Here is a 14,463-nt window from a genome sequence, read left to right as displayed (position 1 = left end):
GTCCCGCCTCAGTCCTTCAGAATGTCTTTGTTTTCCGCAACGAGTTCTTCCGCCTCGTGTGCGGCGATCATCATCTCGCGTTCGCCGGTGATAATCTGCCAGGCCGCCTGAAGGCAGCGAAACAGGAACAGAGCCAGCCCGATGGGAAGGATCAGATAGGCAATCCAGCGCTGGACGCGTTCCTGGGTGCCGAAATTCTCGATGATGGCCTGCGGATAGCGCAGATCGTCCAGGCCGATGCCGATCTTGTACATCTTCTGCCAGTAGTCGATGGCACCGCCGCGGGTGTTCAGCCCGAAAACATGCAGCCATTCGGAATGCAACAGGGTGAGGGCATAGATGGCCCCGCACAGCGCACCGAAGACGGCAACCACGCGGAACATCGGTTTGGGGAACAGGCGGATGATCGCATCGACGCCCAGATGCGATCCGATCTTGACGCCGTAGCTCATGCCGAACAGGATCAACCAGGCAAACAGGATGCGTGTGAATTCCAGGGCTCCGGTCCAACCGGAATTGAACCCGTACCGCGCCACCACCTGGGTGAAGGATACGATGGTCATCGCCGCCAGGAGAAAGGCCAGGACACCTTCCTCGAAGCGCGTGACCCAATTGTCGACGCGTTGCATGCGTTCCCCCCAACAGGCCTACCGGCCCTTGTGCACTTCCGTGGCCGCGTTTTCTGCGGCGGCAGGACTTTGAAAGAAGGGCCGGACAGGATATTCCCGCCGGCCCTCCCGAGTTTGATTGCGATCCGAGATCAGCTGGCGTTGTTGGATGCAACGGCGGAGTCGATCAACTCCTTGCCGATATCACCTTCGAACTTTTCCCAGACCGGCTTCATCGCATCGACCCAGGCCTTGCGCTGTTCGGGGCTGAGTTCACGGATGGTGGAACCGGCTTCGAGGATGCGCGCCCGGTTGGCCATTTCCTTTTCGGCAACAGCGCCGTTTGCCTTGGAAGTGACTTCCTCGACGATGGTCAGGAACTGCTCGCGAACGTCAGGCTCCAGGCTGTTCAGCCACTCGTCGGAAGTGACGAGCAGGTAGGCCAGCAGCTGGTGGTTGGTTTCCGAGATGCCGTCCTGAACCTCGAAGAACTTCTGCGTATAGATGTTGGACCAGGAGTTTTCCTGACCGTCCACCACACCGGTCTGCAGCGCGCCATAGACTTCCTTGAAGGCCAGTTTCTGAGCATTGGCGCCCATGGCTTCGATCATGGCGACCGCGACGTCGGAGGTCTGCACGCGGAACTTCAGGCCTTCAGCATCGGAGGGCAGAAGAAGCGGTTTGTTGGCCGAGAACTGCTTCAGGCCCGAGCTCCAGTAACCGAGCCCGAGAAAGCCGTAGTCGGTCATGGAGCCCAGAAGCTCCTTGCCGTCCGGACCTGTGGTGAAGCGCTCGACGGCGTTCAGATCCTGGAACAGGAACGGCAGGTCGAACAGGCGGAACTTCAGCGTGTAGGCTTCGAACTTGGACAAGGACGGTGCGGCAAGCTGAACGTCGCCGAGAAGCAGGGCTTCCATCACCTTGTCGTCGTCGAAGAGCTGCGAGTTGGCGAACACCTGCATGCAGGCCTTGCCGTCCATTTCGCTGTTGACGCGGTCGGCCAGCATCGTGGCGGCGTCGCCCTTCGGGTGACCGGTTGCGGCAACCACGTGGCTGAACTTGATGACGATTTCGCCGTCATCGCAGGAATCTGCCGCGTAGGCATTGGCGGAAAGCGCGAAAGTCGCCGCAGTTGCAGCGGCGAGAACGAATTTTTTCATCGGATGTCCTCCCAGACATTTCGGAATGACGGCCGTTCGGACCGGACAGCACGGTGGCTGGTCGGCGCATTCATCGCAATAGCCGTGCCAAGTGCTTCCGCCGTCCGGAAAAGCCCCTGTTTCCGCAGATTAACAAAGTGTTGCCTGAACACCTAATGTGGTTCGTTATGCAGAAGATGGGTCGTTTGCGACGCATGTCAGAGCGTCCATGTGTCGAAATCGACACATCTGGGAGCACAGGATGCGGCTTATTGCCAGAGAGCGCCACTGGCGGGGTCGTGCCGCAGCGGGCTTGTGATCCGCTTGAGCTTGTCCGGGTTGCGGATAATGAAGATCCGGTCGATGCGGCCATCGCCGTCGTAGCCGAGCGTCAGTGCGGTCACGACGCGCGAGTCCTCCAGCAGGAGAAACCCCTTCAATCCGTTGATGTTGCAAGGTTCAACCGGACCGCCGCCCCAGAGCCGGGACATGATTCGCGCAACATATTTTGCAACGCCGTCCCGACCTTCCAGGACACGCCCCAGGGCCGTTGCCTTGCCGCCGCCGTCGGACCGGAACTGAACGCTTTCCGCCAGGAGCCCGCTGAGTTGCTCGGTGGAGCCGCTTTCCAGTGCCGTCATGAAGGCACCCAGCATGCGCTGCTGATGGTCGGGCGACGGCACGAAGCGAGACGCCGGGTCCTGAATGTGTTTGCCGGCCCGCGAGACAAGCTGGCGACAGGCCGTTTCGCTGATGCCCAGCGCCGCCGCAACCTCTTCATAGGGTTTGGCGAAGACCTCCCGAAGCAGGTAGGCCGCGCGCTCTTTCGGGCTGAGACGCTCCAGCAGCAGCAAGAAAGCGGTCGTCAGCGACTGCGCACGGTCCAGGTCCCCTTCGGGCGTTGCCTCCGCCTCGATGTGAAGCGGTTCGGGGATCCACGGGCCGACATAGTCGACCCGTTTCCTGTGGGCGGATTTCAACAGGTCCAGACAGCGATTGGTGCAGACCGCCGTCAGGAAGGCATCGGCGTTGACGATCGACGCCTTCTCGACACTCTGCCATTTGACGAAAGTGTCCTGAACCGCATCTTCCGCATCCGCCATGGAGCCCAGCATGCGGTAGGCCAGGCCCAGAAGGCGCGGACGGGCGGCTTCGAAGAGACCGCTGTCTGAAGTCCCGCTCATCTTAATGGTTCGACACCTGCATCCGGTTCCAGAGATTGATCATGGCGATGGCCGACGTCATGGCGCTGATCTGAGCATCGTCGAAATGCCCGCGCAATGCAGCCCGCAGGCTTTCATAGTCGGTTTCAACCTCCAGACTGGTCAAGGCCTCCGTCCAGGCGAATGCCGCCTTTTCCGCCGGAGTGAAATCCGCCACATGCCGCCAGACGGTCAGGCGTTCGATCCGCTCGTGACTGTCGCCGGCTTCAAGCGCTTCCTTCGTGTGCAACTTCACGCAATAGGCGCATTGATTGATCTGGGAAGCGCGCAGATCGATCAGGTGCCGCAGTTTCGGCTCAAGGTCCGTCTTGCCGATTTCTCCGCTTGCGGCACTGAAGCTCTGCAAGACCGAGGGGATGAACTGCAGATAGTTGATGGACGTCGCATTGGTCATGAATGTCTTCCATGTGTTCAGGGGGTGACATTCAAGAGACGCGTGAAGAGCCCGGTTTGTGACATGACGTTTCAGATCGAGGGCTCAGAAATCTAATCGAGAGCCACTTCCTCCCTGCCTAGCCCGTATTTGCGCATCTTTTCGTAGAGGGCCTTGCGGGAAATCCCGAGATGTTCGTAGGTCGGTTTGATGGCGCCGTCGTTGCGCTTCAGTTCGGCGGCAATGAGTGCCCGTTCATAGGAAGCCACCTGATCGAAAAGGGATGAACCGCCGGCCGTCCGCGGCGCACCGGCCGGCTCCAGCCCCAGCACGAACCGGTCGGCGATATTACGCAGTTCCCGGACGTTGCCGGGCCACTCGCGCGTCATCAGTCCCGCCAGGAACTCCTCGTCGATATCGGGAATCTCGCGCCGGTAGCGGGCACGGGCCTCGATGGCCAGATGGCGGAACAGCAGCGGGATATCCTCAAGGCGCTCACGAAGCGGCGGAATTTCGACATTCACCACATTGAGACGGTAGAAGAGGTCCAGCCGGAATCGGCCTTGCTTGCCGGCTGTCTCCAGATCCTCCTTGGTGGCCGCAATGAAGCGGACATCCAGTTCTATCGGACGATTGGACCCGAGCCGTTCGATCGTCCGGGTTTCGATCACCCGCAGCAGCTTGACCTGGAGTTCCAGCGGCATGGATTCGATCTCGTCGAGAAACACCGTGCCGCCATGGGCGTGCTCGAGCTTGCCGATCCGCTGGCCGCTGGCGCCGGTAAAGGCGCCCTTCTCGTGACCGAAGAGCTCGGATTCGATGATTTCCGCCGGAAGCGCGCCGCAGTTCAGCGCAACGAACGGTCTTTTGCGGCGCGGACCTTCGTCATGCAGAGCCCGCGCAACGACTTCCTTGCCGGACCCGGTTTCGCCGAGGATCAGTATGTCGGCATCGGTGGCGGCCAGCGCCATGACATTGCGGCGCAGCAGATCCATGGCCGGCGTCCGCCCCACCAGACGGCTTTCCAGCCCGGTCCTGTCGGCCAGTTCCTCGCGCAGCTTGCGGTTTTCCAGAACCAGCCTGCGCTTGTCCAGCGCACGCTCGACCACGGAGGCGAGCCGGGACACGGAGAAGGGCTTTTCCATGAAGTCATATGCGCCTGCCCGCATCGCCTCGACCGCCAGCGGCACGTCGCCATGTCCGGTGATCAGAACGACCGGAAGGGCCGGATCGATTTCAAAGGCGCGTTTCATGACCTGAAAGCCGTCCGTGCCCGGCATGCGGATGTCCGTCACCAGAACACCGTAAAAACCGCGATTGATGCATTCCAGCGCTTCTTCAGGCGTCCCCGATGCAAAGACCTTCTGACCGGACAGTTCCAGCCCCTGGGAAAGCGATCCGCGCAGATCCGCCTCGTCGTCAACCAAAAGCACGGTCGCCTGGTCCATATGGATGTGCCTTATTCCGCCGCCAGCAGCTGTTTATCCGCGATCGGCAGCCGCATGGTGAATTCCGCGCCGCCGCCCTCCCGGTTCGCCACTTTCAGCGAGCCGGAAAAATCATGAACGATCTTATAGGCAATCGACAGGCCGAGCCCAAGTCCCGCGCCGACATCCTTGGTGGTGAAAAACGGATCGAAGATCTGCGGCATGACGTCCTCATCTATTCCGGTCCCGTTATCCCGGACGCTCAGGACGGCATCCGTGCCCTCGCGGCGGAGCATGAGAGTGACCTGAGGTCGTTGCCTTCCGCCGACCGCGTCCAGCGCGTTGGAAAGCAGATTGATCATCACCTGTTCCAGCCGGATCTGCCCGCCCTTGACGATAATGTCGGTTTCAGGCAGCTCCGCGATCACCTCAACCGCGCTCTGCTTGATCTGCGGCTGCAGCAGCAGCAACGTCTCGTCGATCACCTTGCGAAGCGAAACGGCCCGGATTTCCGTTCCGGACTTGCGGGTGAAGCCTTTCAGGGTCTTGGCGATTTCGGCCATGCGGGAGACCATGCCGCCGATCCGGGTGAGGTTGGCCCGGGCTTCCTCGGCCCGGCCGCGATCGATCAGCATTTCGGCGACCTCCGCGTCCGAGCGGATGGCTGCCAGCGGCTGGTTGTATTCGTGGCTGAGGGCCGCCGACATCCGTCCCAGGGTGGCGAGCTTCGCCGCCTGCACCAGTTCGGCCTGGGCCAGGCGCAGATTGGTTTCCGCCTGCTCGCGCTCGCGCACTTCCTCTTCCAGAAGTTCGTTCGCCTTGCGCAATTCCATCGTACGGCTTCGTACTCGCCGTTCCAGCCGCAGGGAGACAGCCTTGTCACGGCGGATCTGGCGGCTGAATTCCTCCCGACGCAGAAGAACGATCCACAGGCCACCCGCCGCGATCACACAGCCCAGCAGCGCGGCGACCATGGCCCAGGCCGACTGCTGGCGCGCATCGTCGACACTGACCAGGGTTTCGACAGTCCAGCCCAGAACGGGCAGGGACGTGGTCAAGGGCATGTAATTATTCGTCCCGCCGGAGGAGGGCAGCAACAGGCTGAGGCGGCTGAGGCCGGAAAGACGGGCAATATCCCGCCCGAAATCCAGTTCGGAGACGAACTTGCCGCGCCATCCCGGCACGTTGGTCACCACGACGCGGCCTTCGTCGTCCAGCGCCAGGATCGGATCCTTGCTGAGGGCCCAGGCCTGTTCGACATCCTCCAGGCTGACGCGAACGGCCAGAATACCGATCAGCTGGTCGCCATTGCGCAGTGGCGAAGCGAACACATAGCTGGCCGCAGTCTGCGGGTTTCCGGCAATGAGCTGGCGCCCGAGCTGGCCCTGTCTTGCCTGCCCGAAGGCTTCGGCAATGGAGGCGCCGCCGCCGATCGCTCCGAAAGGAACACCATGCTGGCTCGTGACGATGACACGGCCGAGCGGGTCCATCAGCCAGACTTCCTCCGCGCCGGACATGCCAGCCGCGACGGAGGTGATGGTCCGGTCCAGGGCAATGTCGAGACCGGACACCAGACGGCCCGTTTCAGGTCCGCGCGCCAATAGCGGCGACAGCAGCCGGAACTTGTCCAGAAGCCGTTCCAGAACGGCGGCCTGCACGGCAAGATTGGCCTCCGCCCGGGTCTCGATCTCGGCCAGGGTCAGGCGCAGGCTGGCCAAGCCGGTCAGCCACAGGATTGCCAGGCTCACCGCCACCATGGCCGCCCCGATCCCCAGTTTCAGATTGCGCCATGCCCGGCGCCGCGATCCACGTGTCATTGCGCCAGTATATGGCAGGCGCCTCTTTGCCTGCAATTCAGGTCTCCCCGGATACCGGCGGCGCCAGCGTGCTCTGCCCCCGGTCGATTGAAACGCTCTTGATCAGCGCAGTCACGGCCATGCCCGGTTTCAGTCCGAGATCCGACACCGAAGCCCGGGTGATGCGGGCGCGGATCGTCTGGCCGGCCAGGGAACACAGGATTTCCGCGTAGGGACCCGCCTCTCCTGAAATGCTTTCGATTGTCGCGGGGAGCGCGTTGCGAATGGAAAGACCTTCCGGGGGGACGACGGCGAGCGCAACGTCGCGGGCGAGAATGCGCAAACGAACCGCGTCGCCCGGTGCGGCCGCCAGTCCCGGGATCTGCAGCTCCGGGCCGCCGATATCGACATGCGCAAGACCCCAGGCCGCGTCGATCCTGCTGACGGTACCGCTCAACAGCGCGCTCGCCTCACGGTGGCCGGTCACGCGAACCAGATCTTCGCGCGCCAGCATCTCGGCGACCGGACCGTAGGCTTGCGTCCTGCCCTCCGACAGCAGCACAAGCGTATTGGAGAGGCGCGTCACCTCCTCGATGGAGTGGCTGACATAGATGATCGGAATACCCGCTTCGATGCAGAGCCGGTCGAGATAGGGCAGGATATCATTGCGGCGGGCGTGATCGAGGTTCGCCAGAGGCTCGTCCATGATCAGCAGCCGCGGGCCGGACAGAAGCGCCCGGCCGATGGCAACCCGCTGCCGCTCACCGCCGGAAAGCGTTTCGGGTTTGCGGCCGAGCAGGTCCTTCAACCCGAGCAGATCGATAACTTCGTCAAAATCCCGCGTCCCGGACCTGCGGCCCGCCCAGCGCGCATACGTGAGGTTGGCGCGGACGCTCAAATGCGGAAACAGGCGCGCATCCTGAAAGACATGGCCGATGCGTCTTTTTTGAATTGGCAGGTCAATGCCCTTGTCCGCGTCGAACAGGACCGTGCCGTTGACCGAGATATGTCCCGAGGAGGGCGTCGCCAGACCGGCAATCATGTTGGTCACGGTGGTCTTTCCGGCACCGGATTGTCCGAACAGCGAAGTGACGCCGCCGCGTCCCTCGAATTGCGCCACGATGTCCAGCCGGCCGACGCGACCCCTGATGTTGATGTCAATCATGATCGCCGCCGATTCTCCCGCGCAGACGGCGGGCGAAGACTTCAGAGGCGATCAGCGCGGCGAAGGCCACGACGGCCGCGATCAGCGTCAGGCGGAAGGCGGCGAGATCGCCACTCGGCGTCTGCGTTGCGGTGTAGAGCGCAAGCGCCAGGGTGCGGGTTTCGCCGGGAATGTTGGAAACGAAGGTGATCGTTGCGCCGAATTCGCCCATCGCCTTGGCAAACCCCAGGATCGCACCGCCGAGGATGCCCGGCACGGCGAGGGGGAGCGTCACCGTCAGGAAGGCGATGACCCTATGGGCACCGAGAGATTTGGCTGCCGCCTCGAGCTTGGGATCGACCGCCTCGAAGGAAATGCGGATCGGGCGGACCATCAGGGGAAACGCCATGACCCCGGCCGCGAGTGCCGCGCCGGTCCAGTTGAACGCGAAGCTGATGCCGAAGGTTTCCGAAAGGAATGTGCCGACAGGCCCCTTGCGGCCGAAGGCCAGAAGCAGCAGGTAGCCGGTCACGACCGGCGGCAGCACAAGCGGCATATGCACGAGTGCATTGACGATGCCGTGTCCGGGAAACCGGTAGCGCGCCAGCAGGTAGGCGACCAGAACGGCAAGCGGCAGCGCCACGAGCAGCGCCGCGGCGGCCACTTTCAGGGTCAGGACCAAAGCCTGCCATTCGGCGGGTTGAAGATGAAAAAAGTCCACGTGCGCTCAATCTGCCGGGTTTCAGACCGGCCGGAACCCGACCGTTCAAAGCACTCCGCCTGCACATGAGTCCATGTGCAGGCAATGTACCTTAATTCACCTTATCGGTCAGAAACCCCAGCGAGTGCAAGATTTCCCGTGCGCGCGGCCCTTCCAGGAAAGCCAGAAAGTCGGGAGCGGAAGGATGTGTCCGGGCGCTGGTCAGCGCCGCAAGATAGCGGATCGGGGGGTGGCTCTCCGGTGGCAAGTCCGCCACCACGGCAACCACCGGTTCGACCAGGGCGTCCGTCCGGTAGACCAGTGCGAGCGGTGCGTCTCCACGAGCGACGGAGGCAAGCGCGATCCTGACGTTTTCCATCGGTGCGAGCTGCGCGGAGACGGAGGACCAGAGGCCGAGAGTTTCCAGCGCCGCCTTGCCGTAGCGCCCGGCCGGAACCGTCTCCGGGTCGGCCATGGCCAACCGTCCGTCCCTCAGCGCCGCATGCAGGTTCTCCGGTGTCAGTTCCAGGGCAGGGCTTTCTTCAGGTCCGACCAGAACCAGCGCATTGGAGGCGAATTCGATAATACTGTCCGCGCTGACCGCATCGTGATCCCGGACGTAGTCCATCCAGGCCGCGTCGGCGGAGACAAACAGGTCCGCGGGCGCTCCGGCCTCCACCTGCCGGGCCAGGGTGCCCGTACCGGCGAAGGAAAAAACGACTTTCGTACCGGTTTCTTCTTCAAACGCGTCCGCGATGCCTTCCATGGCTTCCCGGGTGCTGGCGGCGGCAAACACGGTCAGCGGCCTTTCTTCTGCGGCCGACAGGGGGGCAGCCGGCAGGGCGGCCACCGCGAGCGCGCACAAGACAAAGAACAGGCGGTGAAACATCAATCCCCCGGCGTTGCATCCAGACCCTTGTAGCTAATCCGGCCGCTGCATCTATTCAAGAGCGGACGCGTGCCAACCACGGCTGGTGGGTCCTCCCCGTTTACGAAATTCTTACAATGAAATGCGACAACCCGGGACAACCAATCAGGGAGTTTCAGCCAGTGCCCAATCTTGCCCAGCGCAGCCTGGAGGGAACGTTCCTTGTCGTCTACGGATTTCTCTGCCGGCTCTACAGACCGCTGCGGTCCTGGATCGGGGCGGGTATTTTCTGCGTGTTCATCGCCATGACGGCGGCGGTCGTTCACGTCTTCCCGCTCTCCAACTGGGACATGTTCGCCTATACGGCGACGGTTCTGGAACCAGAGGTGAACGACCCGGGTGAGCTGCACCGGCAGAGCTATGCCTTCGTGCAGGACAATGTGTCCGAAGGCGAATACCTGACCCTGACGCAGGACCGCACCTACCGCATCCGCCAGGCGGAAGACCCGGACGCCTTCGCCACCATGCTCGGCTTTTACCGGATCAAGATCCTCTATGTAGAAACCGCGCGTCTGCTTTCGAATTTCATGGATCCGGTGAAGGCCTTGCGGATGATTTCGCTGGCCTCGGCTGTTGCTGTCGGGGCCATTCTGCTTGTCTGGATGGCACGAACCGGAACGCTGATGTACGGGCCCGTCGTCGTAGCTCTGTTGGTCACTTCGGCCTTCGGGGATGCGTCGCAATTGCTGTCGCCGGACCTCTACGCGACGGTCTTCCTGGTGCTTGCCGCCTATCTCTATCTCGAACGGCTCGATTTGCCGGCAGCGGTCAGTCTGTTCGCCGCCTTCCTGGTCCGCCCGGATCATCTGGCGTTCATCGGCGTGTTTTTCGTCTTTGCCGCGATCTACGGCCCCGGGCGATGGAGCATAACGGCCTGTTTCGCCGGCAGTTTCGCCACCTATCTCTGGCTGACCGGCGGCGCGGATCATCCCGGCTGGTGGATCCACATGTGGTTCACCCATGTGGAATATGTGCCGACCCTTGAAGGGTTCGACCCGCCGTTTTCCGTTTCCGGATACCTGGTCATGCTGGTGCGCTCCACGGTCAGGTCGCTGATGAGCCAGACCTGGCTCGCGCTCCTGTTCGCGGAGGTGCTGTTTTTCGCCAAATGCATTTCGCCGGCGAAACTGGATGATCGGGCCAGGGTCCTGCTTTATGCGGTGTTTGCCTCGATCTGCGCCAAATACCTGGTGTTCCCGCACTACGAAACCCGTTTCTATCTGCCCTACCTGGTGATCATGGGCATGATTCTGCTGGTCAGCTGGCACCGCCAGCAGGAGCGGGTCTAGGAGTTTTAACGCGAGATTTCCGCCACGCTCGCAAATCGGGTCGTTTCCCAATGCGCATGGGTCCAGGATCGCTTCAAATCACTTGAGGAGACCCTGGCCCATGTTTCAGATCCATCCGCTTCCCGCAGCCGATTTTTCCTATCTGGACGACCTGCCGGAGAGCGAACTCGCGGAGCGGAATATCCAGGTTCATATCTCGGATGGCGCATTTCCCTGCCGTGTGTCCCTGGCCGATGCCGAAGCGGGCGAACGGGTGTTCCTGCTGAATTTCGAGCACCAGCCCAACGGAACGCCCTACCGAGCCAGCCATGCCATCTTTGTCAGGCAGGGCGCGCAGGAAAGCCGTCCGGAGCCGGGATCGGTCCCGCACTCAATTGCCAGCCGTCTCCTGTCCGTGCGGGCCTTTAACGCCCGGCACGAAATCATCGATGCCGAGGTAGTCGAGGGAGAGAACGCCGCGGATCTGATCGCCAGGTTTTTCGCCAACCCGGAAGCCGACTACATCCATCTTCATTACGCCCGCCGGGGCTGCTTTGCCGCGAGGGTCACCCGGGCGGACCGGTAAAGGCCGGTCAGCAGGCCTGCCCTGCGGGAATTTGCGCGGCAGATTTCCGCAAGGCTTGCGACAAATTCCGGCTTTCGCGCGCCGTCCCCCAACTGGCGCCATGTTTCCCGATAAACTGGTTCTTCCCGAAGCGGCCATCCTCGGGGATTGTCGCCAGTCATGAATTTCATGGGCCGATCTAAACTTTAGATATATATTGGCCATGAAAGCTACTTATGGGAGAATCGCGTCATGCAGACCGCCGCCAACCGCCGTGCAATTTTCAGGGCCTTGCATGAAAAGGGCCGGGCTTTCCTGATGCCCAACCCATTCGACATCGGGTCTGCACGCATTCTCGATGGAATGCGGTTCGAGGCGATCGCGACGTCCAGCGCGGGCTATGCGTGGACGCAAGGGGTCAGGGATGCGGAAGGTCTGATAAGCCGGGACGCCGCGCTCGCCCATGCCGCGGACATCATCGCCGCAACCACCCTGCCGGTGAACGGCGACCTGGAGAACGGTTTCGGCGACAGCCCGGAAGAGGTGGCGGAAACGGTCAGGGGTGCCATCGAGGTCGGTCTGGCGGGATGCTCGATCGAAGACTACACCACCGATCCCGTTCATCCCCATTATTCCCTGGACCTGGCGGTGGAGCGGATTAGGGCGGCAGTCGAGACGAAAAACAGGCTGGCTCCGGACTTCGTGCTGACGGCCCGCAGCGAGGGGCCGGTGCAGACCGAATACGAGATGGCGGAAACCATCAAGCGGCTCAACGCGTTCGTGGAGGCTGGCGCGGACTGTGTCTATGCACCCGAGGTCAAGGAAAAGAACCAGATCGCCGCAATTCTGAACGCCGTGCAGGCGCCCCTCAACATCCTGGGTGGCCGCCGGAATTTTCATCTCACCCGCAAGGAACTCGGCGATATGGGCGTTGCCCGCGTTTCTATCGGCTCCGGCCTCGCCCGGGTGGCCTACAGGGCCTTCACCGAGGCGGCCGTGGACATCAAGGACGGCGGGGCCTTCGGGTGCTTCGACCGCATGAGCGAGGCGGTCGATTTCGAGTCCTTCCTGAAATCCAGACCCTGAGGGCCTTATCCGGTTGCCCAATAGGTAAGCACCACGGGCAGCGTCACCAGCGTCAGGATCGTGGAAACGAATATGAACCCGGCCACGCCCGGCGCTTCTTCCTGCTGATACTGGGAAATCGCCAGATAGGTGGCGACCGACGGCGGCATGAAGCAGAGCACGATGACGACGCTCTCAATCTTGCCGTCGAGGTTCAAAACCCAGGTCAGCACGAATGCCGTCAGCGCCGAGATCGCGATGTGAATGACGGACAGCAGGACCGCTCGTGTCAGGCCGCCAAGTTTCAACGTCGCGAGACTGTAGCCGAGGGTCAGCAGCATGATGGGAATGGCGAGACCGGCCAGAATTTCAAGGCTCTGATCGATCGGTCCGGGAATTTTCCATCCGCTGGCCATCAGGGCAATGGATCCGAAGGCCGCGTAGATGACCGGTTGCCGGGCGAGCGTGGCAAAGTCGGGACGGCCCATGGGCAGGGCAATGCCGATGGTGAAGATCGCCATCAGCACAACGATGACAAACCCGATGGCAACGGCGGCCCCTTCCGGCCCGAACGCAAGGGTTGCGACCGGCAGCCCGATGTTGCCGACGTTGGATAGCATCATCGGCGACAGGTAGGCCTTCACGGAAATGCGCAGCAGTTTGAGAACGAAGAACCCCACGACCGCGCCAATGATGATCGATCCCGCGGCGGCGGCCAGCACGATCAGGAAGGTGTCGAGCTGGATGTGCTGCTTGGCGAGATGAAACAGGATCAGCGCCGGATAACCGACATAGGACACTAGGGTGCCAAGCATTTTCTGGTCGAAAGGCGCCCTGGCGACCGCCAGCCCGTAGCCGACCAGCACGCACAGCAGTACAGGCAGCATGACATTGACAACATGCGTGAAAATCTCGGCCAACCGCCAGTCCCCCGATCCGAATCCCCTGTAGACACGTTAAATCTGCCGAGGGCCCAAAAGCAATCTTCACTCCGGCAGGGTGATTTCCCTCAGGATTTATCGCTCGCCCACATAGGCGGCTCTGGGACGGATCTGCTCGGGGGAGGAATATTGTTCGAGTGCATGAGCGATCCACCCGGTGATCCGCGCGGCGCAGAAGATTATCTTTCCGGCGTCCCTGGGCAGGTCGTAGGTTTTCTGCACTGCCGCCAGGGCGAAATCGATGTTGGGGGCACGGCCGTAAAGATCGTCGGCGACACCGATCAGCAGAGGCAGGCGCTCGACGAACGGATGGTTTCGTTCGTTGCGGATCAGCATCTCAAGCAGACAGTCGGCCCGGGGATCGCGCTCGCGGTAGACGGAATGGCCGAAGCCGGGCAGGCTTTCGCCGCGCCCAAGCCGGTCGGACAGAACCGCCTCGATATCCGTTTCCGGTCTCAGATCCGCGAGCCAGGCAGTCACCCGATCTGACGCTGCACCGTGACGCGGACCGGCAAATGCGCCAAGCCCGGAGAGCAGGGCAGCATGCAGCGGCGCGCGGGTGGAGGCCGCGCAGCGCACTGCGAAGGCACTTGTGTTGAGTTCGTGATCGGCGCACAGCACCAGAGAGGCACGGATCGCGTTTCTGCCGGCGGTGGAAACCCCATAGGCTTCGGCAAACTGGGTGTGGATCGGCACCGCCACCGGCTTTCTGTTCAGCAGCGCGGCGGTCCCGTAGCGCAGCAGAGCCGCGCCCTTGGTCTGCAAAAGTTTCGGCGCATGGGTAAAGGCGGCCCTGTCCTGCAGGGGCCAGGCGGCAAGCGCCATCATCAGCCGGTCCAGAGGGCCAAGTGCCGGCGGCAGCTCAGGCGCTTTTTCCGGCGCGCTTTCCGCGAAGGGATCGTCCTCCGATCCCCAGAGCAGGGTCGCCACCGTTTCCAGCGAGGAGTTTTCCGCAAGATCGGTCGCGCGCCGTCCCCGGTAGACCGGGCCTTCCTCGCAAATAAGCGTCAGTTCCGTCTCCAGAACCGGATCGCCCGTCAGGGGCCGCAAGCCGGCCTGATCTTCCGCCTTGCGGCCCTTCAGACGTCGGACATCGGCCGCGTCGTAGCGGCGCTGTTTGCCGGGACCGGCCACGGAGGAAATCAATCCCCGGCTGACATAGGCATAAAGGGTCGCCGGCTGAACGCCGAGTTCGGCAGCGGCTTCGCGGGCGGAGAGATAGATCGGTTTGCTCATGCATTGATTGTATTTATCAACGTTGATCAATGCAAATGTTTCTCATTATC

Annotated in this window: 14 protein-coding genes; 3 read left to right on the top strand and 11 right to left on the bottom strand. The window is 62.2% G+C overall.

Annotated elements, in window-relative coordinates:
- Positions 1-8: 8 nt before the first annotated feature.
- The 9 genes from Q1B40_RS22000 to modA all read right to left on the bottom strand — a co-directional run bounded on the left by Q1B40_RS22000 (position 9) and on the right by modA (position 9,299).
- Positions 9-629 (bottom strand): TRAP transporter small permease, encoded by a 621-nt coding sequence (locus Q1B40_RS22000; RefSeq protein ID WP_299819619.1) that lies wholly within the window; start codon positions 627-629, stop codon positions 9-11.
- 131 nt (positions 630-760) lie between these two features.
- Positions 761-1,768: a DctP family TRAP transporter solute-binding subunit gene (locus Q1B40_RS21995; protein ID WP_299819616.1), complete on the bottom strand. Its 1,008-nt coding sequence runs from the start codon at positions 1,766-1,768 to the stop codon at positions 761-763.
- Positions 1,769-2,016: 248 nt separating this feature from the next.
- On the bottom strand, positions 2,017-2,931 hold the full coding sequence (gene sigJ, locus Q1B40_RS21990; RefSeq protein ID WP_299819613.1) for an RNA polymerase sigma factor SigJ: 915 nt from the start codon (positions 2,929-2,931) through the stop codon (positions 2,017-2,019).
- Between the two features lies 1 nt (position 2,932).
- Positions 2,933-3,364, bottom strand: a complete 432-nt coding sequence (locus Q1B40_RS21985) for a carboxymuconolactone decarboxylase family protein (RefSeq protein ID WP_299819610.1) — start codon at positions 3,362-3,364, stop codon at positions 2,933-2,935.
- A gap of 92 nt (positions 3,365-3,456) precedes the next feature.
- Positions 3,457-4,791 (bottom strand): sigma-54 dependent transcriptional regulator, encoded by a 1,335-nt coding sequence (locus Q1B40_RS21980; RefSeq protein WP_299819607.1) that lies wholly within the window; start codon positions 4,789-4,791, stop codon positions 3,457-3,459.
- An 11-nt stretch (positions 4,792-4,802) separates the two neighbouring features.
- Entirely contained in the window at positions 4,803-6,587 is a 1,785-nt protein-coding gene (locus Q1B40_RS21975; protein WP_299819604.1) for an ATP-binding protein, read from the bottom strand.
- Positions 6,588-6,624: 37 nt separating this feature from the next.
- Positions 6,625-7,731 carry a molybdenum ABC transporter ATP-binding protein gene (gene modC, locus Q1B40_RS21970; protein ID WP_299819601.1) on the bottom strand — a complete coding sequence of 369 codons (1,107 nt, stop codon included), beginning with the start codon at positions 7,729-7,731 and terminating at the stop codon, positions 6,625-6,627.
- Positions 7,724-8,431 (bottom strand): molybdate ABC transporter permease subunit, encoded by a 708-nt coding sequence (gene modB / locus Q1B40_RS21965; protein ID WP_299819598.1) that lies wholly within the window; start codon positions 8,429-8,431, stop codon positions 7,724-7,726. Before modB ends, modC begins: the two co-directional genes overlap by 8 nt.
- Before the next feature lie 91 nt (positions 8,432-8,522).
- Positions 8,523-9,299, bottom strand: coding sequence for a molybdate ABC transporter substrate-binding protein (gene modA, locus Q1B40_RS21960; protein WP_299819595.1), 777 nt, complete (start codon positions 9,297-9,299; stop codon positions 8,523-8,525).
- 161 nt (positions 9,300-9,460) lie between these two features.
- Between modA and Q1B40_RS21955 the strand changes: the two genes are divergently transcribed.
- From Q1B40_RS21955 to Q1B40_RS21945, 3 genes are all read left to right on the top strand, one after another.
- Complete coding sequence (locus Q1B40_RS21955; RefSeq protein ID WP_299819592.1) at positions 9,461-10,627, top strand: hypothetical protein; 1,167 nt, start codon at positions 9,461-9,463, stop codon at positions 10,625-10,627.
- A 100-nt stretch (positions 10,628-10,727) separates the two neighbouring features.
- Positions 10,728-11,192, top strand: coding sequence for a DUF1203 domain-containing protein (locus tag Q1B40_RS21950; RefSeq protein ID WP_299819589.1), 465 nt, complete (start codon positions 10,728-10,730; stop codon positions 11,190-11,192).
- Between the two features lie 231 nt (positions 11,193-11,423).
- Positions 11,424-12,257 (top strand): oxaloacetate decarboxylase, encoded by an 834-nt coding sequence (locus Q1B40_RS21945; RefSeq protein ID WP_299819586.1) that lies wholly within the window; start codon positions 11,424-11,426, stop codon positions 12,255-12,257.
- A gap of 5 nt (positions 12,258-12,262) precedes the next feature.
- On the opposite strand, the gene Q1B40_RS21940 is transcribed toward Q1B40_RS21945, so the two are convergent.
- The gene (locus tag Q1B40_RS21940) at positions 12,263-13,156 is read right to left on the bottom strand and encodes an AEC family transporter (protein WP_299819583.1); all 894 of its coding nucleotides are present in this window, start codon (positions 13,154-13,156) and stop codon (positions 12,263-12,265) included.
- Positions 13,157-13,252: 96 nt separating this feature from the next.
- Positions 13,253-14,413, bottom strand: coding sequence for a citrate/2-methylcitrate synthase (locus Q1B40_RS21935; RefSeq protein WP_299819580.1), 1,161 nt, complete (start codon positions 14,411-14,413; stop codon positions 13,253-13,255).
- Between the last annotated feature and the right edge of the window lie 50 nt (positions 14,414-14,463).

It is taken from the genome of uncultured Roseibium sp., from assembly GCF_947496995.1.
Classification (GTDB): domain Bacteria; phylum Pseudomonadota; class Alphaproteobacteria; order Rhizobiales; family Stappiaceae; genus Roseibium.
This window is presented reverse-complemented; position numbering and strand designations above follow the sequence as displayed.

Bases quoted from the DNA above. Each gene is read 5' to 3' on its own strand.
- sigJ (WP_299819613.1), bottom strand. From the start codon at position 2,931: ATGAGCGGGACTTCAGACAGCGGTCTCTTCGAAGCCGCCCGTCCGCGC.
- Q1B40_RS22000 (WP_299819619.1), bottom strand. From the start codon at position 629: ATGCAACGCGTCGACAATTGGGTCACGCGCTTCGAGGAAGGTGTCCTG.
- Q1B40_RS21995 (WP_299819616.1), bottom strand. From the start codon at position 1,768: ATGAAAAAATTCGTTCTCGCCGCTGCAACTGCGGCGACTTTCGCGCTT.
- Q1B40_RS21945 (WP_299819586.1), top strand. From the start codon at position 11,424: ATGCAGACCGCCGCCAACCGCCGTGCAATTTTCAGGGCCTTGCATGAA.
- modC (WP_299819601.1), bottom strand. From the start codon at position 7,731: ATGATTGACATCAACATCAGGGGTCGCGTCGGCCGGCTGGACATCGTG.
- Q1B40_RS21980 (WP_299819607.1), bottom strand. From the start codon at position 4,791: ATGGACCAGGCGACCGTGCTTTTGGTTGACGACGAGGCGGATCTGCGC.
- Q1B40_RS21975 (WP_299819604.1), bottom strand. From the start codon at position 6,587: ATGACACGTGGATCGCGGCGCCGGGCATGGCGCAATCTGAAACTGGGG.
- Q1B40_RS21935 (WP_299819580.1), bottom strand. From the start codon at position 14,413: ATGAGCAAACCGATCTATCTCTCCGCCCGCGAAGCCGCTGCCGAACTC.
- Q1B40_RS21950 (WP_299819589.1), top strand. From the start codon at position 10,728: ATGTTTCAGATCCATCCGCTTCCCGCAGCCGATTTTTCCTATCTGGAC.
- Q1B40_RS21985 (WP_299819610.1), bottom strand. From the start codon at position 3,364: ATGACCAATGCGACGTCCATCAACTATCTGCAGTTCATCCCCTCGGTC.
- modA (WP_299819595.1), bottom strand. From the start codon at position 9,299: ATGTTTCACCGCCTGTTCTTTGTCTTGTGCGCGCTCGCGGTGGCCGCC.